The sequence below is a fragment of the Jeotgalibaca sp. A122 genome (assembly GCF_052266715.1).
In the GTDB taxonomy this organism is placed as follows: domain Bacteria; phylum Bacillota; class Bacilli; order Lactobacillales; family Aerococcaceae; genus Jeotgalibaca.
Map to the genome: position 1 here is coordinate 44,979 of NZ_JBQPRB010000009.1, position 17,913 is coordinate 62,891.

16 protein-coding genes are annotated in these 17,913 nt (G+C 43.3%); 13 read left to right on the forward strand and 3 right to left on the reverse strand.

Translation table 11 applies throughout. The annotated features are described in order from the left end of the window. Positions 1-20: 20 nt before the first annotated feature. The gene (gene treR / locus ACTU7M_RS09620) at positions 21-740 is read right to left on the reverse strand and encodes a trehalose operon repressor (protein WP_443474178.1); all 720 of its coding nucleotides are present in this window, start codon (positions 738-740) and stop codon (positions 21-23) included. 339 nt (positions 741-1,079) lie between these two features. On the opposite strand from treR, the gene mnmE reads away from it, so the two are divergent. The 10 genes from mnmE (at position 1,080) to ACTU7M_RS09670 (ending at position 13,279) form a co-directional block, all read left to right on the forward strand. Continuing rightward, positions 1,080-2,471, forward strand: coding sequence for a tRNA uridine-5-carboxymethylaminomethyl(34) synthesis GTPase MnmE (gene mnmE / locus ACTU7M_RS09625; protein WP_443474179.1), 1,392 nt, complete (start codon positions 1,080-1,082; stop codon positions 2,469-2,471). A gap of 32 nt (positions 2,472-2,503) precedes the next feature. Beyond that, positions 2,504-4,396: a tRNA uridine-5-carboxymethylaminomethyl(34) synthesis enzyme MnmG gene (gene mnmG / locus ACTU7M_RS09630; protein ID WP_443474180.1), complete on the forward strand. Its 1,893-nt coding sequence runs from the start codon at positions 2,504-2,506 to the stop codon at positions 4,394-4,396. Between the two features lie 298 nt (positions 4,397-4,694). Next, positions 4,695-5,843 (forward strand): ABC transporter ATP-binding protein, encoded by a 1,149-nt coding sequence (locus tag ACTU7M_RS09635; RefSeq protein WP_443474181.1) that lies wholly within the window; start codon positions 4,695-4,697, stop codon positions 5,841-5,843. A gap of 3 nt (positions 5,844-5,846) precedes the next feature. After that, positions 5,847-6,854, forward strand: coding sequence for an ABC transporter permease (locus ACTU7M_RS09640; RefSeq protein ID WP_443474182.1), 1,008 nt, complete (start codon positions 5,847-5,849; stop codon positions 6,852-6,854). 28 nt (positions 6,855-6,882) lie between these two features. Next, a complete protein-coding gene (locus ACTU7M_RS09645; RefSeq protein ID WP_443474183.1) occupies positions 6,883-8,598 on the forward strand; it encodes an extracellular solute-binding protein in 1,716 nt (571 codons plus the stop codon). Between the two features lie 79 nt (positions 8,599-8,677). After that, positions 8,678-9,580, forward strand: coding sequence for a carbohydrate ABC transporter permease (locus ACTU7M_RS09650; RefSeq protein ID WP_443474184.1), 903 nt, complete (start codon positions 8,678-8,680; stop codon positions 9,578-9,580). An 18-nt stretch (positions 9,581-9,598) separates the two neighbouring features. Beyond that, positions 9,599-10,495, forward strand: a complete 897-nt coding sequence (locus ACTU7M_RS09655) for a metallophosphoesterase family protein (protein WP_443474185.1) — start codon at positions 9,599-9,601, stop codon at positions 10,493-10,495. After that, entirely contained in the window at positions 10,479-11,816 is a 1,338-nt protein-coding gene (locus ACTU7M_RS09660) for an MATE family efflux transporter (RefSeq protein WP_443474186.1), read from the forward strand. Before ACTU7M_RS09655 ends, ACTU7M_RS09660 begins: the two co-directional genes overlap by 17 nt. Positions 11,817-11,830: 14 nt before the next feature. Beyond that, on the forward strand, positions 11,831-12,481 hold the full coding sequence (locus ACTU7M_RS09665; protein ID WP_443474187.1) for a DUF624 domain-containing protein: 651 nt from the start codon (positions 11,831-11,833) through the stop codon (positions 12,479-12,481). Between the two features lie 15 nt (positions 12,482-12,496). Further along, positions 12,497-13,279, forward strand: a complete 783-nt coding sequence (locus ACTU7M_RS09670) for a PHP domain-containing protein (RefSeq protein WP_443474188.1) — start codon at positions 12,497-12,499, stop codon at positions 13,277-13,279. A 259-nt stretch (positions 13,280-13,538) separates the two neighbouring features. On the opposite strand, the gene ACTU7M_RS09675 is transcribed toward ACTU7M_RS09670, so the two are convergent. Next, positions 13,539-13,961, reverse strand: a complete 423-nt coding sequence (locus ACTU7M_RS09675; RefSeq protein ID WP_443474189.1) for a cupin domain-containing protein — start codon at positions 13,959-13,961, stop codon at positions 13,539-13,541. A gap of 60 nt (positions 13,962-14,021) precedes the next feature. Next, complete coding sequence (locus ACTU7M_RS09680) at positions 14,022-14,918, reverse strand: SDR family oxidoreductase (RefSeq protein ID WP_443474190.1); 897 nt, start codon at positions 14,916-14,918, stop codon at positions 14,022-14,024. Between the two features lie 134 nt (positions 14,919-15,052). Here ACTU7M_RS09680 and ACTU7M_RS09685 point away from each other — a divergent pair, with 134 nt between their 5' ends. The 3 genes from ACTU7M_RS09685 to ACTU7M_RS09695 all read left to right on the forward strand — a co-directional run bounded on the left by ACTU7M_RS09685 (position 15,053) and on the right by ACTU7M_RS09695 (position 17,864). Next, on the forward strand, positions 15,053-15,877 hold the full coding sequence (locus ACTU7M_RS09685) for an aldo/keto reductase (RefSeq protein ID WP_443474191.1): 825 nt from the start codon (positions 15,053-15,055) through the stop codon (positions 15,875-15,877). Between the two features lie 156 nt (positions 15,878-16,033). Next, positions 16,034-17,395, forward strand: a complete 1,362-nt coding sequence (locus ACTU7M_RS09690) for a Y-family DNA polymerase (RefSeq protein ID WP_443474192.1) — start codon at positions 16,034-16,036, stop codon at positions 17,393-17,395. Then, positions 17,388-17,864, forward strand: a complete 477-nt coding sequence (locus ACTU7M_RS09695) for a hypothetical protein (RefSeq protein ID WP_443474193.1) — start codon at positions 17,388-17,390, stop codon at positions 17,862-17,864. Before ACTU7M_RS09690 ends, ACTU7M_RS09695 begins: the two co-directional genes overlap by 8 nt. The last annotated feature ends 49 nt before the right edge of the window (positions 17,865-17,913 follow it).

The following is a 17,913-nucleotide window of genomic DNA, read 5'->3' on the forward strand; positions in this document are numbered from 1 at the left end:
TTCCAGTCTTTTGTCATTTTTCAGTTCAAACTATGTTTTCGGCGTGCAAACTCAACAAATTTAAAACGGTCGAGGCGGTGACGCGATTCCGTATATTGGAAGAGGCGTGTATCTTCCAAGTATACTTCACTCTTCACTGCGACAACGTGGGTATCATTATCCAATTTCATCAACTTACGATCTTCAAGTGTTGCGGGTTCAACCACAAACACCTTCTTGGCGTAAGCAATGTTAAGTCCCAATTCGCCTTCTAAATAATCATAAAGTGAATTTTCCGCTGCCTCAGAGGGTACAGCTTCAACTATTTCAGCGAGTAAGTAATCTTTATCCAAAATAATAACTTCACCAGAAATTTTTCGTAAACGAAGCAAAGAAATGACTTCCTGATTCGCTGGTAAATTTAATGTCTCCGAAAGAAATTCGGAAATTTTTTCACGTTTATTCTTTATGACGATAGTCTCGCTCTCCATATTTTGCGCTTCCTGTATCTCTTTAAAGCTCGTCAATCCTGAAACAGGGAAATTAAAACGTTGGATATCCAGAACGATTGAACCTTTACCTTGTTTTTTCTGAATATAGCCATTCTCCAATAATAGAGCTAAAGCTTTCCGGGTCGTTTCTCGGGATACACCATATATTTCAGACAGTGCTGTTTCGCTTGGTAATAAAGAGCCTGTCGCATATTCGAATTTTTCAATTTTACATCTAAGATCTAGATAAATGTCATAAAATTTATTCATGGTATCCAGCTCCTTTTATGATATGTATTTTACTATTGCATCAATTATGTATGGGCTTTCACACCTTTATTCTACCACACTTTCATAGATAAAACGCCGGGGACCATTATACCATCAAAAGCAGAAAATAGTATATCAAAATTGCGAAAAAATAATAGGCCAATCATAAATACTTGCAATTAGTTAGTAATCCCTGTATAATTTCTGAGAATCAAAAACCGAGAATATATACATGTGTGTGACGCAGTCAAAGTGCTTAACCACCCCAAATGCCAAGGGGTGGAGTGGGCACTTTTTTCATGCATAAAAATACATAAATCCAGGAAGGAGTGCGTTTCATTGAATATTACTGAATTTGATACAATTGCTGCCATTTCAACGCCACCAGGAGAAGGGGCAATCGGAATTGTCCGCTTGAGCGGGGATGATGCCATTGCTATTGTGGATCGTTTGTATCAAGCGGGATCAAAAAGCTTGGTCGACGTAGAAAGTCATACTATCAATTACGGCCATATCTATAATCCCAAAACGGGCGAAATGATTGATGAAGTGATGGTGAGTGTTATGCGCGCACCTAAAACCTTTACCCGCGAAGATATTGTGGAAATCAATTGTCACGGTGGGGTTGTCAGCGTCAACCGTTTATTACAAACTGTCTTGCAACATGGGGCTCGAATGGCTGAACCTGGTGAATTCACGAAACGTGCTTTCCTGAATGGCCGAATCGATTTGTCTCAAGCAGAAGCAGTCATGGACTTGATTCGTGCTAAAACAGATCGGGCGATGGACGTTGCCTTACGCCAGTTGGACGGTGATTTGTCCAGCCTGATCCGTAATATCCGCCAAATTATTTTGAACACGTTGGCGGAAGTAGAAGTAAACATCGACTATCCCGAATATGACGATGTCGAAGAAGTCACGACCCAATTATTAAAAGAAAAAACGATTGAAGTAAAAGGACATGTGGAACAATTACTCCGTACGGCTAAACAAGGTAAAATCTTGCGGGAAGGTTTGGAAACAGCGATCATCGGACGCCCAAATGTTGGTAAATCAAGTTTATTGAACCGTTTGATCCGCGAGGAAAAAGCGATTGTAACGGATATTGCGGGGACAACCCGGGATACTATCGAGGAATATGTGAACGTAAATGGTGTACCTTTGAAACTGGTCGACACAGCGGGTATTCGTGAAACAGATGACGTCGTGGAACGTATTGGCGTGGAACGGAGCCGTAAAGCGTTACAGGATGCTGATTTAATCTTACTCCTTCTTAACCAAAGTGAAGGTTTAACACCGGAAGATATCGAATTGCTGGAAATAACGCAACAAGTGAATCGGATTATTTTATTGAATAAGAGCGACCTTGAAGCGAAAGTGACACCGATCGATTTGATGGCTTGGAGCGCACCAGAAAAAGTCATTTCAACCTCCATGCTGGAAAAAGTCGGCCTGGATTTGTTGGAAAAACAAATTTCGGACATGTTCTTTGCGGGGGAAACGGGTGAGCAGGATGCCACTTATATTTCCAACGTCCGTCATATCGCTTTGTTGAATGATACCGTGTCCTCATTAGAAGAAGTGCTGCAAGGTATCGAGGCGGAAATGCCGGTTGATTTAGTTCAAATCGATTTCACGCGTGCTTGGGAACTACTGGGAGAAATAACCGGTGATACAGTCCAGGACGAACTACTTACACAATTATTCAGCCAATTCTGTTTAGGTAAATAAAACGAGCTATCATCATAGAAAGGAATTAAAATATGAATCACTATGAAGCAGGAAATTTTGATGTGATTGTCGTCGGTGCAGGTCATGCAGGCTCAGAAGCAGCTTTAGCGGCAGCACGGATGGGACAATCCACATTACTTTTGACGATTGATTTAGATATGGTTGCATTTATGCCTTGTAACCCCTCCATTGGCGGTCCAGCCAAAGGCGTTGTAGTCCGTGAAATCGATGCGATGGGTGGCGAAATGGGCCGTAACATCGATAAAACCTACATTCAAATGCGGATGTTGAATACCGGTAAAGGCCCAGCTGTTCAAGCGTTGCGTGCCCAAGCGGATAAAAACGAATACGCACAAGAAATGAAAAAAACAATCGAGAATCAAGAGAACTTATTGCTACGTCAAGGAATTGTAGAAGAGTTGATTGTTGAGGACAAAACAGTTAAAGGTGTCATTACGCATACGGGGGCTGTTTACCGTAGTAAAGCTGTCATCTTGACGGCCGGGACATCCTCTCGTGGTCAGATTATTATCGGGGAACTCAAATATTCTTCTGGTCCCAACAACTCGCAACCTTCAATCAAGTTATCAGAAAACTTATTGGATCTAGGTTTTGACTTGGCGCGTTTCAAAACGGGGACACCGCCACGTATTTTGGCATCTTCCATCGATTATTCGAAAACGGAAGAACAACCGGGTGATGAAACGCCAAATCACTTTAGCTTTACTTCCAAAGATGAAGATTACTTGAAAGAACAATTATCTTGTTGGTTGACTTATACAGGGACTGAGTCTCATCAAATTATTCGTGATAATCTACACCGTGCCCCAATGTTTACCGGAATCGTTGAAGGTGTCGGAGCACGTTATTGCCCATCCATTGAAGACAAAATTGTACGCTTCAGTGATAAACCGCGCCATCAATTGTTCTTGGAGCCAGAGGGACGCAATACCCAAGAAGTTTATGTGCAAGGCTTGTCTTCATCTTTACCGGAAGAGGTACAAGAAGCCGTGCTTCATTCTATCGCTGGGTTGGAAAATGCGAAAATGATGCGGACGGGTTATGCTATTGAATACGATGTCGTAAAACCACACCAATTGCGTCCATCCTTGGAAACGAAAGTTATTAAAAACTTGTTCACAGCCGGTCAAATGAACGGGACGTCCGGTTACGAAGAAGCAGCGGGTCAAGGACTTATTGCAGGGGTTAATGCGGCCTTAACAGTTCAAGGTAAAGAGCCTCTTGTTTTAAAACGTAGCGATGGTTACATCGGTGTGATGATTGACGACTTGGTTACCAAAGGGACATTGGAACCTTATCGTTTGCTAACGTCTCGCGCTGAATACCGTTTGATTTTGCGTCATGATAACGCGGATATGCGTCTTTCAGAAATCGGACACGAAATAGGTCTGTTGTCTGAAGAGCGTTACCAAGCCTTTATTAATAAACAAATTGCAGTTGAAGCAGAAATCGCCCGTCTGAAAAAAATACGTTTGAAACCGACGCAAGAATTACAAGCTTTCTTGGCAGAAAAAAATTCTACCCAGTTGAAAGATGGTTTCTTGTTCGCTGATTTGTTGAAACGTCCAGAATTGGATTATGTCAGTCTCTATCCATTCGCACCACTGGAAGAGGCATTGCCAAGCGATGTGACACGCCAAGTTGAAATTCAAATTAAATACGATGGCTACATCAACAAAGCTTACAGTAAAGTAGAAAAACTGAAACGTTTGGAAGAGAAACGCATTCCGGAAAACATCGATTACGATTCTATTAACGGAATAGCAAACGAAGCCAAAGAAAAACTAAAGAAAATCCAACCTGAAACAATCGCCCAAGCGAGCCGTATCAGTGGGGTTAACCCAGCGGATATTTCCGTATTGATGGTCCATGTTCAAAGTGGGAAATTTTCTTACGTAAATTAAAATGTGTTTTGAATGAAAGTACCAAAAATCCAAACGCCACATTAACAAATTAAAAACCGAAGCGGAATGCTTCGGTTTTTTTTGTGCAATTTTTACATGTAAAACAACAAAATGTAAAACGGTAACCGCTTTATGTAAAGAATAGTTAAGAAAAAAGAGGAGAAAGGACAAAAATTGACAAAAAGTTGACCGGACATTTACGGTTTATTAACAGAAAATCTATATTAGACCTTTATAATTTGAGGCGTAGCAAACACAGAGCCAAACGATAAATCAGTAAATAATAGGGGAGAAAAATATGAGTGGTATTGAATTAAGAAATATTTACAAAGACTATGTCCCGGGACAGCACTCCGTAAATAACGTCAGCCTGGATATCAAGGACGGAGAATTTGTCGTTTTGGTTGGGCCATCTGGTTGTGGCAAGTCGACCACCTTGCGGATGTTGGCAGGACTCGAGGATATAACGGCAGGTGAAATTTTGATAAATGGTGAAGTCGTTAATGACACGCATCCGAAAGACCGCGACATTGCGATGGTTTTTCAAAATTACGCTCTATACCCTCATATGACGGTCGCAGGCAATATGGGCTTCGGTCTCAAAATGAAAAATTATGATAAAGCGGAAATCGATAAAGCGGTCAAAACTGCAGCTGCGACCATCGGGCTGACGGAATACTTGGATCGCTTGCCCAAAGAACTTTCTGGTGGGCAACGGCAAAGGGTGGCACTTGGTCGGGCGATTGTCCGCCAGCCAAAAGCGTTCTTGATGGACGAACCCTTGTCTAACTTGGATGCGAAACTTCGGGTTCAAACCCGTGCTGAGATCGTGCAACTGACCAAGCAATTAGGAATCACCACGGTTTATGTTACACATGACCAGGTAGAGGCCATGACCATGGCGGACCGAATTGTCATCATGGAAAGTGGTGTCATCCAACAAGTCGGGACACCGTGGGAAGTTTACCTGCACCCAAGAAACATCTTTGTGGCAGGTTTCATGGGGTCGCCGGCCATGAATTTCGTGGATGTGACCATCACGGGAACGGGGATTGAACGGGGCGGCAAACACATGCAAATTCCGACAGCAATCGTTGAACATTTGCAAAATCTTGGTTATGAGAACCGGGAAATGACGATGGGAATCCGTCCCGAAAACATCCATCTTTCTCGTTACGCAACGGAAGCAGTGCAGCAACATGGCTATACAGCCACCATCACATTGCCGGAAATGCTGGGAAGCGAAAGTTTGCTTCACTTTGACATGGTCGGACAACCGGTTGTCGCCAAAGCATTTACTATGGAGGCTTTTGCAGTCGGTCAAGAAGAACGTTTCTGTATCGATTTTGCTTATGTCCACTTCTTCGATAAGGAAAGTGGCGCACGCATTGCGATTCCTGGCTACGGTATAAACGCGGATCACCACCCTGTGTTGGAAGGAGTTTAGAAGGTGTTAGCAGAACAAAAGAGTTTAATTCAAAGGATTATGGACAAGGGTGTGAAACAGCCGCAATTCGATTCCGAAACGGATCCTGATTTCCGACCCCATAAAGTGACACTTAAGCAAATCTGGAAAAAGTATGGCACGTTTTACTTGATGTTACTGCCCGCCATCATTTTTTTCCTGGTGTTTTCCTATTGGCCCATGACCGGAATCATCCTGGCTTTCCGGGATTTCACTTTTACGTCCGGTATGTACGGGGAAGGTTGGGTAGGATTGGAATATTTTACCGATTTCTTCAGCCACCGGGAAACGCCAATGTACATCCGGAATACCTTGATCGTTTCCAGCATCAAGTTGTTCCTCTACTTACCTTTTCCCATCCTGTTGGCCTTGATGTTCAATGAAATAAATAAAACGAAGCTTCGGAGTGTCTATCAAAGCATTTCCTACCTCCCTTACTTCATTTCCTGGGTCGTGGTGATTGGCATCATGAACCGTTTATTCGCACCTGACACCGGGTTGATGAACATTTTGTTGGCGAATTTGGGCATCACCGATGGCTCGACTTTCTGGGCGATGGAGAATTCATTTTTCTACCCCGCCATTTTCGGGAGTTACTTATGGAAAAACATTGGGTGGGATTCCATCATCTATTTCGCGGCCATCATGGGTATTTCCGCTTCGTTATATGAAGCAGCCGTCATCGACGGCGCCAACCGCTTGAAACAGACTTGGCACATCACCTTGCCGGGCATCCGTTCCACCATCGTAATCTTATTCATTCTTTCATTGGGGAGTATCTTGACGGCGGGATTCGATCAAGTGTACTTGATGCAAAATCCCGGTAACTATGCCGTTTCTGAAACCATCGATACATATATCGTCAAGACCGGGTTGGAGCAGGCGAAATACGGACCGGCGACTGCCGTAGGATTAGTCCAAGGCGTGGCGGGCTTGATTTTAACGCTCATTGTCAACAAAGTCGCAGATAAATTTGATAGTGCTGTTTGGTAAAAACATAAAAAATTGGAGGATTCAAAAAATGAATTTTAAAAAATTACTGGGTGCAGGTGTCTTGTTTTCTTCTGCCCTCGCATTGGCCGCTTGTGGCGGTAGTGAAATTGCAGAATCATCAAACGAAACGGCAGAAAAACCGACAGACGCTCCTGAAATATGGATTGCGGACCGCACTATTACTGGGTTGGTATTCCAATCCGCAGGTGATGCCGGGGTTGATTCCATGTCACCCGAAATCGCAGCATACATCAAGGAGCGCACCGGAATCACCCTGGAACTGCAAACCGTAACGAGTGAAGATTCCACACAGGCTTTGGCAGCTGGACTGGCAGCGGGAGATTTACCCGATTTTGTTGCCTTTTACTTGAACCACTCCGGCAGACCGGAATTCCCGATTTTGTTGCAAGCATCCAACCAAGGCATGTTCCATGATATCGCCCCTTATTTACAAGAAGGAGAAACGTACGGCAAATATTACGAGGAAGGTTATTTGCCAAGAGATACCAAAGAAAATATCATGATGCGTGAAGATCAAGACGGCGCAACATACTTGGTGCATATGGCCATCGATGAAGAAGCAGCCGATCCAGGCATGAAAACAGTCGGAGGACCTTACATCCGTGCGGATATCGCCGACGAACTCGGCATTGATCCATTGGAAATTGATACGAGTGAAGAAGTTGAACAATTATTGAAAGATATCAAAGCAGCAGGTTTTACCGATGATAATGGGGCACCGATTACACCTCTTGGACCAACGGTATGGGGCGGTTCCGAAAGACCGTTCATCTACAATGATTTAGTATGGCAAGGTGAAGGCGGCGAAAAATTCTGGAAAGATGGCAAAGAAGTGAAGCATGAATCCATGACGGATTTTGCCGAGCAACGTGTTGCCCATGTCCGTGAATTGCTGGCTGAAGGTTTGATGCATCCTGAGTTCTACACCATGGAAGAAACACGCGCTTCCGAGGGCGTGACTAACAAATCATTCGCAATCGTTGCGGATATGTACAATTACCGTCCAGAAATCGGCGACATGGATTACATTCCTTTGGGACCAATCAATCGTGTTGACGGTAACAACCACATGGTAATGCCTTACAAATCCGGTTATGCCGGCTGGGCTGTCCCTTCCACAACCGAAAATCCTGATGAAGTGGTCGAATTTGCGGATTGGTTGGCAAGTGAAGAAGGTAAGACTCTTTACATGTATGGTCTTGAAGGTGAACACTATGACATCGGTGAAGATGGCAAACCAGTTCCTAAAGAAGAAATTGTAAAACTAAAAGATGAACAACCTGATGAAGCCAACAAAATGGGCTTCCGTGGCGTACGCGCTTGGTGGGGTGAACACTTGGCTTGGACCAATATGAACAACCTGGATCACTTTGGTGAAGCGAGCTGGGGGGATAAGGTCAGAGAAACTGACGGTGATAGCCAAACAGCCGCCCAACAAATAATCGAAATGTACAAATGGGATGAACGCTACGAAAACAAAGAAGTCATCGACGGCTTGTATCCACGTGCTTATTTGTTTGAATTCGAAGGTGATGCGGGTGACTTGAACGCTGCCCTTGACCGTTGGGAAGAGGATATCGTGAAGGCTTACTACGCTTCAACGGAAAAAGAAGCACAAGCCATCCTTGATGCGGCGCGTCAAGAATTGGTGGATGCCGGCGTGGAAGAATTCAGTGATTTCCTGGAAGAAAAAGAAGCAGAAGGCGATGTCATTTTCTACTAATACATGACGTATGAGGAGGCTGCAGGCTAGTTGTAGCCTCTTTATTTTTCGGAGTCACCATTAATTGGAGGAATTAAAAATGTCAAAAACAATGCAGACGAATCCTATGATACGTCTCATCATCAACATATTGATTGTGTTACTCTGTTTGGCCGTCATCTTGCCATTCATGCATATCTTGGCGTTGGCCTTCAACAGTGGAAAAGATGCTGCCACGGGTGGTATCTGGTTTTTCCCCCGGGCGTTCTCGTTGGAGAATTTCCAGGAGGTGTTCAAGCAAGACAACTTGCTGACGGGATTGGGCATATCGATTTTCCGGACCGTTTTAGGCACGACACTGGGTATTTTCTTGATGTCCATGTGTGCCTGGGCATTAGCGATTCGGGAATTACCTGGCAACGGAAAAATAACGTTCTTCATTTTCTTCACGATGCTTTTTGGTGGGGGAACCATTCCTTACTATTTAGTCTTGAGTGAATTGGGGCTGACAAATTCCATTTGGGTTTATGTCATCCCGAGTTTGTATAGTGTCACGAATATCCTGTTGTTGCGTTCCGCCTTTAAGCAATTGCCAATGTCAATTGTGGAAGCAGCCCGGATTGATGGCATGAGTGAATTCAAGATTTTCACCAGCATGGTGTTGCCGATGAGTAAACCGACATTGGCAACGGTCAGCTTGTTCACGGCGGTAGGCCACTGGAATGACTGGTTCGCCGGTTCCTTCTATGTCCGTCGTCCGGAAATCAAGCCATTGGCAACCATCTTGCAAGACATGTTGACCAGACAAGCCGGTCTGGCTGACATCTTATTGCGCAGTGGTGGGGGAGATGCTGCTTATCAACAACTGGAATCCATTCAAGTAACAGGACAATCCCTGCAAATGGCGACGATCATCGTGGTTATTTTGCCCATTGTCATCCTGTATCCCTTCATCCAGAAATATTTCGTCCAAGGAATTACCATTGGATCGGTTAAAGAATAAACATTTAAAGGAGTCATTATGGAACTGAGACTAAGAGAAGACGGGACCTTCCGGATTGTGCAGTTTACTGACACACACATCGGAAACAGACCCTATAATGCAGAGGATTTAGAAACTTTTTCTTTGGTGAAAGATGCATTAGCGTATTTTGATGCTGATTTAATTATGCATACCGGTGATGTTATCTGGTCCGAAGGCGTGAAAGATGCAGATTTAATATTTGAGGAATTGATGGGTTATTTCAATACATCGGATATACCGATGGCTCTAACTTTTGGGAATCATGACAGTGAAGAAATAATCACCCGTAGTGACTTAAGACGCTTATTCGAGAAAAACGTTTCTAATCGGGCCGATAAAAAAGATGTGTTTGTGCACGACGACCGCGAAAGTTATACCTTACAGATTTTAGCGCATGATAGTGATGAAGTGGTACAGGTAGTATACGTGCTCGATTCAGGAGCGGATGCGCCGGTGCCAATTGGAATTTATGATTGGAATCAACCGGAACAAGTGGAATGGTTCAGAAAAACATCCGCAAAATATCGTAAAGGTGATGGTGTAAAACGGAATTTAGTCTTCCAGCACATTCCTGTTCCGGAGTATTGGCAAGCAGCGACTAACATTTTGGCTGGTTTCAATAACGAAACGAATGAAGCAATCAGTGCACCGCATCTGAATACCGGCCTTTTCACCAACATGTTATTGGATGGCGAAACGTGGGGCATGTTCGTAGGACACGATCATGAAAATAACTTTGACGGTTTGCACCATGGCATCCATTTAGTATATGGCAATGTCAGTGGCTTTAATACGTATGGTGAGATGGAACGTGGGGTACGGGTGATTGAACTGGATGCCAAGACAAATACCATCACCACTGAAGTAGTGAAGTACCATGCCTTTAAGAAATAGTATGACGCAAGCGACTTATCGAAAAATGCTTTTTCCCTTGATTATTGAACAACTTTTTATGATGTTGATCGGTAATGTAAATGTTTATCTTTTCTCGTTGTATAGTGATCAAGCCGTTGCGGCTACGGGATTGGCAGACCAAATCCTGGCAATTGGTACGATGGCAATGGGAATTATCAGTCTCGGTAGCGTGGTTTTGTTTTTACAAAACGCTGATGATAAGAAGTTGTCTTATATTCAGGGAGTGACGCGTCAGACATTTGTTTTGAATTTTGTATTGTCTGCTTTGTTATTTTTCACCGTTTTTCTTTTTGGCGATGTGTTGTTGGGATGGATGCAGACGCCAGTGGAACTACGTTCATTATCCTTGACATATCTGCGAATTGTCAGTAGTAGTTTATTGTTCCAAGGTATTTCAACAAGTACAAGTGCCTTGTTGCGTAGTTATGGCAAAGTGAATATTGCCATGGCCATTTCAGTTGTCAGCACATTGATTACGATTTCGGGTAATGCTTTGGTCATTTTGACACCCCTTGCCATTTTTGGTGAAGGAGTCCTGGGAATTAGTGTGGCGACAGTAGTAACACGGTTTATTGGAGCGGTGATCAGTATGATTGCGATTCGCACGCAGTTGCGGAAAGTATGGGATGGGTTGTGGCGTTTTGGTAAAGAGGATAAACAAATTGCCAAAAGCATTTTAAAATTGGGTGTTCCTTCTGGGATGGAAAATGTTTCGTATAATTTCTCGCAAACCATTATAACAGCCGTGATTGCCTCGCTTGGAGCGGCAGCGATCAACTCCAAAATTTATACCCAGACCATTACCGCAGTCGTCTTCACCATCTCAGTCGCTGCGGGGCAAGCGGGCCAGATTTTGATTGGAAAATATATCCGTGAAAAGGATCATGAGAAAGCGCAACATTTTGCTCTACAAAATACAGGTTTATTTATGGGAATAGCTGTTTTAATGAATATATTATTGGCTTTAGCTGGACCGTGGCTTATCCAGATTTTCACGACAGATCCCGCTATTGTCACAATCGTTCGGACGTTATTGTGGATGAATGTTTTATATGATCCCTTTCGCGTTGGAAATGAGATATTGATTGCGAATTTGAATGTAAAAGGGGATGTGCGTTACCCGGTATTAATAGGATTACTGGTCACGTATTTATTTACGGTTCCGGCCAGTCTCCTCTTTGCGGGGTATCTGAATGGTGGCCTGTTTGCTATTTGGGTCATTTTCATCCTTGATGAAGGGATGCGTGCCTTTATTTTCTACAGACGCTGGAAAAAAGGAATTTGGAAAATTATAAATTAAAGGATGAAAAATAGATGGAGTACAAAGAAAGTAAGTTACAAATAGGACTGGCATGGGTCTTTGGTATTGTGATGGCAACCTTGTTTTGGATGGCTGGTGTTTTACTGGGTGCAGGTCTTTTTGGGTTGGTGCCGTCAACCGTTACTGTTTTTCAATTTATCCAAAAGATGCGCCTGGATTCCCAGCGTGCACAGCTGAAGTTGATTGTAAACTGGTGGAATCATTACCAAATGAATTTGAAAAAATACTGGCGTGTGAGTGGTCTTTTCGGTTCTACAGGTATTGTATTGACTGCCAATTACTTGTTTTTGAATACGCAAACGAATTATGTGACGTACCTGGCATTTTACCTGACGCTAGTCATGCTTGTTCTTGTTTTCTTTGTTTTCCTGTGGTTTAGTTTCCTTTGTTCTTATTATCCCGAAAAATCCATAAAGGAAATTGGAAAAAACGCTGTTGCCTATCCGCTAGCATTTGCTTTGGAAATGCTTGTTTTGATGGTGTTGAGTGTAGCCGTTTTGATGCTTATTTGGGCGGTTACACCTGGTATGGTAGTGTTTACTGGAGTAGGCGCTTGTTTCGTGGAATGGCATTGGGTGTTCAAGAAATTGCATGACACAGATGGACGTTACCGCTTGAAGCAGTATTGGTACCGTGCAGAATAAGGAAGGGGAGGCAAAATGAAATATTACGATCAGCATATGCATACTTATTATTCCTATGATAGTGAAGAACATTTTGAAAATTATCTACCCTTGGCGGACGATAAATTTCTGGTGACGACTGAGCATTTGGATTTTCATAATCCTTATACGGGCTATCAGGATGACAGTCCGGATTACGAAGCTTATGCGGCGGAAATTGCTAAATTGAATGAGACTTACAATGGACGCATTTTAAAAGGAATTGAAATCGGGTATACGCCGGGAGACCGAAATGAAATTCGCGATTATTTAAAAGGAAAGACCTATGATGTGATGCTGTTAAGTGTTCATCAAAATGGAAAATATGATTTCATGCAGAAAGAAATTTTGGAGCAAACTCTGGAAGAGACCTTGGAAGAATACTACTCTTTGATGCTAGCAGCCGTTACAGATTTTAAGGAAGCAAATATTTTGACGCATTTTGAGTATGGTTTACGTTTGTATGATGTGACTGTGGCTGATTTGGAAAAAGTAGAACCCTTATTGTTGCAAGTTTTTAAAAAGGCAGTAGAAAACAATTTGGCTTTCGAATTGAATAGCAAGAGCATGTTTAAATATGGAAATGCCCATCTTTATGAATATGGCATCGAATTGTATAAAGAGGCAGGTGGGACATTGTTTACGGTCGGGTCGGATGCACATGTGGCAGCTGATTATGAAGCCCACTTCGTGGACATGTTTGCCATGTTGGGTCGCCATGGCGTTGAGGAATTAGTTGTTTTCAAAAACCAGCAACCGACAATGGTAAAAAGACCTTAATGGGAAATGTGATTACTCAAGAGACAAATTCGGCTTGAGTAATCACTTTAGGCCCTGTAGTGATTACTCAAGCCGGAAAACCAATCTGAGTAATCACTTTTAGTCCTTTGATGATTACTCGAATGGAAAATACGATTTGAGTAATCACTCAGGCTGCTGGAATCTGGTTTTCAAGTGTGAACCCAAACCTTAAAGATACAATAAGACCAATGAAAAATCAGCCGTAGGAATTTCCCACGGCTGATTTTTTCATAAATTTTCAGTGTTCATTTGGATCATTTCGAGCATCTTCGTGTGTTGGATGAACCGTGCCTTCTACGTGGTCAGGACCTGCGTAAATGGTGTAAAGTTTAAGTGGTTTGTCACCGGTATTGGTGATGTTATGCCATACATCGGCTGGAACGAAAACGGCGTCATCATCGGTGACTTCTCTTTCAAAGTCTAAATTGTCTTCCGTTGGTCCCATTTGACAGAGACCACTTCCTTCTTCGATACGGATAAATTGGTCAATGCCTTTGTGCACTTCCAATCCGATATCATCGTTTGGTTCAATACTCATGACAGTTACTTGTAGTTTTTCGCCAGTCCAAATAGTTGTGCGGTAGTTTTCGTTATCCTCAGTTAAGTCTTCAATATTTACAACATGAGGTTTCTTGCCATAGTCTTTTTCATCAATTGCCATGATTTATTCCTCCTATTTGGTATTGAATAATAATAATTATCATCTACTTCCAATTATAGGCTAAACAGGCGGGTTATCAAATGAAACGCTTTCTTTGTTTGATGCCAGAAGTTCCTTCAGGGCAAGCGTTGCCGGTTTCGCAGGTCTTCCCAATACTTTTTCTAAATCATTGGATTTGATTGCTAACTGGCCTTCGCGGATGTCTCTTTGAATCATCATGACAAAGGCAATACTTTCTGCGGGGACGCCGTGCACTTTCAAATCATTTTGGTATTCCCCATCATCCAAAGCCAAGGATCGGAACTTTTTCCCGGTGGCTACCCTGAGTGCAGCCGCCAAATCGGCATAGGTAATCAGCGGTCCTCCTAATTCCAGAACTTCTCCAGACAGGAATTTTCCGGTCAGGACATTCCCGGCCGCTTCCGCATATTCTTTTTTCAAAGCCCATCCAACCCGGCCGTCTTCTGCGGAGTAGGTGAAGGCACCGCCGTTCAACGCCGTTTCGTAAGTCGCCATTTCATTTTCGAAATACCAATTGTTGCGGAGGAAGGTGTGTGGAATGCCAGACTCTTTCAAAAGTGTTTCTGTCAGGATATGATCTTGGGCGAGCGGGCTGGTTGATTTAGTAGCATTCGGGAAGCTCGTGTAGGCGATGAAGCCGATCCCGGTTTCCTTGGCGGCGGCCACGACGTTTTTATGTTGGTCACCGCGGGAAACGGCTTCCCCGGGCTGCGAGGAAACGAAAAGCATGCGATCGATGCCAGCAAAGGCTGCCAACAAACTATCATAGTCGGCAAAGTCGGCTATCCGCGTTTCGATTCCTTGTTCTCGGAAAGGAGCTGCTTTTGCTTCGGAACGTGCCAGGACGACGATATCCTCCAAAGCGACTTGTTGTTTCAAAAAAGACAGGGCATAGGTTCCAAATCCGCCGGTTGCGCCAGTTAATAGATACTTCATATTTATCAACCTTTCTCTTTTGATTTGTTGGCCTAAGCATAGATGAATGGAAGCTTCATGTAAAGTAAGTCAAGTGGCGTTGGAATACTTCTATGGTAAAATAAAAACAGGAAACAAATACAAGGAGTGATAATGTGAACAAGACAATAACATTGGCAAATGGTAACAATATTCCGATTCTGGGTTATGGAACATGGCGGAATGTTGATCCGAAAGAATGCGTCGATGGCGTAAAATGGGCTCTAGAGTATGGGTACCGCCATATCGATACAGCACAAATGTATGGAAATGAAGAGTTGGTTGGTGAAGGGATGCGCTTGAGCGGTGTGCCGCGTGAAGAAATTTTCTTGACCAGCAAGCTTGATAATCCAGACCATGGCTACGAAAATGCCAAACGTACCATTGACGAGTCTTTGGAACGTTTGGGAACAGATTATCTGGATTTATTTTTGATTCACTGGCCGGAAGTGGCGGGCCATGAAGAGGATTGGCAAGCAGACAACATCGAAACATGGCGAGCACTAGAAGACGCCTATGAAGCGGGCAAGTTGAAAGCCATAGGTGTCAGCAACTTCAAGGTCAAACATTTGGAAAACTTATTGCCAAATTGTCGTATTGCGCCAATGGTCAATCAAATTCGGTTGCATCCTGGTTTGAATCAAGAAGACACTGTAAAAATGAGCCGTGAAGCAGGAATGGTAATTGAAGCATGGTCACCATTGTCCCCTATCCCGCAAATGGAAGAGGATGAGGCCGTTAATGCGATGACTGAGAAATATCAAAAATCCATCGCGCAACTGTTGCTTCGCTACTGTGTCCAAAAAGGTTATGTACCTTTGACAAAATCTGTCAACAAAGATCGCATTCGTGAAAATGCAGCGATTTTTAATTTCCAAATCGACGAGGAAGATATGGCTTACTTCGATCAATGGCAATGGCAAGGCGAATTATTCTTCTAATAGCAGTAAAGCACCCGATTTTCTATCTGAAAATCGGGTGCTTTTTTTGGTTAGGATAAGAGAAATACAGACTCACTCTCAATAATTAAGAATTTTATAAAGTGTTCGCTTTACAAAACAGAACTTATGTTCGTATAATGAGGTGAGGTGATTTTTATGTATGAGACAGAGTTGATATTTGATTACGCAAAAGAACCAAGTCGGGACATTCTCTGTATTGACTGTAAATCATTTTATGCCAGTGTAGAGTGTGTCGAACGCAAAATGGATCCGCTCACTGCAAAGCTCGTCGTCATGTCCTATCCATCAGAAGATAAAAGTCAGCGGGGAAGCGGCTTGATCCTCGCATCATCGCCTGCAGCGAAAAAAGCGTATAACATTTCCAATATCAGCCGAGCACGGGACTTACCGTTTCCTTACCCAAAAGATTTAGTGATCGCAGCCCCACGAATGCGTCTTTATATGCAAAAAAACATGGAAATCAATGCCATTTATAAAAAATACGCGGATGAATCCAATCATCATGTTTACTCAATTGACGAAAGCTTCGTGGATGTTACGGGTGCTTTGCGTTTATTTAAATTTGCGAATGCCTACGAAATCGCCCGCGCTATCCAAGCCGAAGTCCATAAACAAACCGGAATCTATACGGTGGTTGGAATTGGCGACAATCCATTGTTGGCGAAACTCGCTTTGGATAATGCTGCCAAACATGCTCCCAACCGCATTGCCGAATGGCGTTATCAAGATGTTCCCGATACGGTTTGGAAAATTCATGACATGACTGACTTTTGGGGAATCGCTAAACGAACGGCCAAACGATTGCATAGTATGGGGATTCACACTATTTATGATCTTGCCCATGCGAACTTTTATGACTTAAAAGACCGACTGGGAGTGATTGGAGCGCAACTCTATGCCCATAGTTGGGGGATTGATCGTAGCTTCTTAGGAGATACTATTAAACCAAGTTCAAAATCAATCGGGAATAGCCAGGTCTTGAATCGGGACTATACGAAGCGATCGGAAATGGAAATCGTGATACGCGAAATGGGCGATCAAGTCGCCACGCGATTGCGGCAATCAGGTGCCAAGACACAAGTTGTCAGTTTGTGGATTGGGTACAGTATCGGTTATTTCGACCAAAACGGCAAAACCAGTTTCCACCAACAAGTGAAAGTGTTACCGACTAACTCTTCAAAAGAAATAATCGCCTGTTTACTTCGTATTTTTGATGCTCACTACACCGGTCAGCATATTCGCAATATCGGTGTCAATACCGGTAACCTTGTTTATACGGATGCCTTGCAATTGGATTTGTTCGCGGAACCTGAAGAACAAGTAAAGGACGTAAAGGTAGACCAAATTATTGATACAGTCCGAAAAAAATATGGTTTTAAATCGCTTGTACGCGCGGTCAGCGCCCTGGAAGGGGGACGGGCCATTGCCCGTAGTTCACTGGTGGGTGGACATGCTGGCGGAATGGCAGGGCTGGAAGAAGGTGACGATCGTGATTAGACGAACTCCCAAAAAATTCCAGGATTACAATGATTATCATGACCGCGGCTTCATGAAGTGGATTACCGCTTTTGCGATGGAAGAACTTATGAGAGGGATTAAACAAAATCAAAAAGAAGCCATGAAGAATAACGCTGTTTTGCCGAAAATGACTCCCGAAGAAATAGATGCCAAACTGGCTGAAGCGTCTCATACCAAGCGACCCATTTCCATTCAATTGAACCAAAAGGATAAATGGGGCCGTCAGACTGATTCGATAGAAGGCCGATTCCAGGGTTATCTGCCGGGGGGTCAAATAAAGATTGAGGATCGGTGGCTGGCGTTACAAGACATCCGAAATATTACTTTTTTGAATGAGGGGAAATGGTCCCAGATTACACCCTTTAAAAAGGCCGAATCGTTCCGGGTGGAGGAACCGGAAATAAAATTGGTGGATGACTTCAGCCAAGATGGTGAATGGATTGAATGACGTATGATTTCAGTTGTTTGCCCCTTCATTGTATGCCATAATTATTGAA

What these genes read in the sequence shown, in the direction of transcription:
- ACTU7M_RS09665 (WP_443474187.1), top strand. Translation starts at nt 11,831, where the DNA reads ATGGAGTACAAAGAAAGTAAGTTACAAATAGGACTGGCATGGGTCTTT.
- ACTU7M_RS09635 (WP_443474181.1), top strand. Translation starts at nt 4,695, where the DNA reads ATGAGTGGTATTGAATTAAGAAATATTTACAAAGACTATGTCCCGGGA.
- ACTU7M_RS09645 (WP_443474183.1), top strand. Translation starts at nt 6,883, where the DNA reads ATGAATTTTAAAAAATTACTGGGTGCAGGTGTCTTGTTTTCTTCTGCC.
- ACTU7M_RS09670 (WP_443474188.1), top strand. Translation starts at nt 12,497, where the DNA reads ATGAAATATTACGATCAGCATATGCATACTTATTATTCCTATGATAGT.
- ACTU7M_RS09690 (WP_443474192.1), top strand. Translation starts at nt 16,034, where the DNA reads ATGTATGAGACAGAGTTGATATTTGATTACGCAAAAGAACCAAGTCGG.
- treR (WP_443474178.1), bottom strand. Translation starts at nt 740, where the DNA reads ATGAATAAATTTTATGACATTTATCTAGATCTTAGATGTAAAATTGAA.
- ACTU7M_RS09660 (WP_443474186.1), top strand. Translation starts at nt 10,479, where the DNA reads ATGCCTTTAAGAAATAGTATGACGCAAGCGACTTATCGAAAAATGCTT.
- ACTU7M_RS09655 (WP_443474185.1), top strand. Translation starts at nt 9,599, where the DNA reads ATGGAACTGAGACTAAGAGAAGACGGGACCTTCCGGATTGTGCAGTTT.
- mnmG (WP_443474180.1), top strand. Translation starts at nt 2,504, where the DNA reads ATGAATCACTATGAAGCAGGAAATTTTGATGTGATTGTCGTCGGTGCA.
- ACTU7M_RS09650 (WP_443474184.1), top strand. Translation starts at nt 8,678, where the DNA reads ATGTCAAAAACAATGCAGACGAATCCTATGATACGTCTCATCATCAAC.
- ACTU7M_RS09680 (WP_443474190.1), bottom strand. Translation starts at nt 14,918, where the DNA reads ATGAAGTATCTATTAACTGGCGCAACCGGCGGATTTGGAACCTATGCC.
- ACTU7M_RS09675 (WP_443474189.1), bottom strand. Translation starts at nt 13,961, where the DNA reads ATGGCAATTGATGAAAAAGACTATGGCAAGAAACCTCATGTTGTAAAT.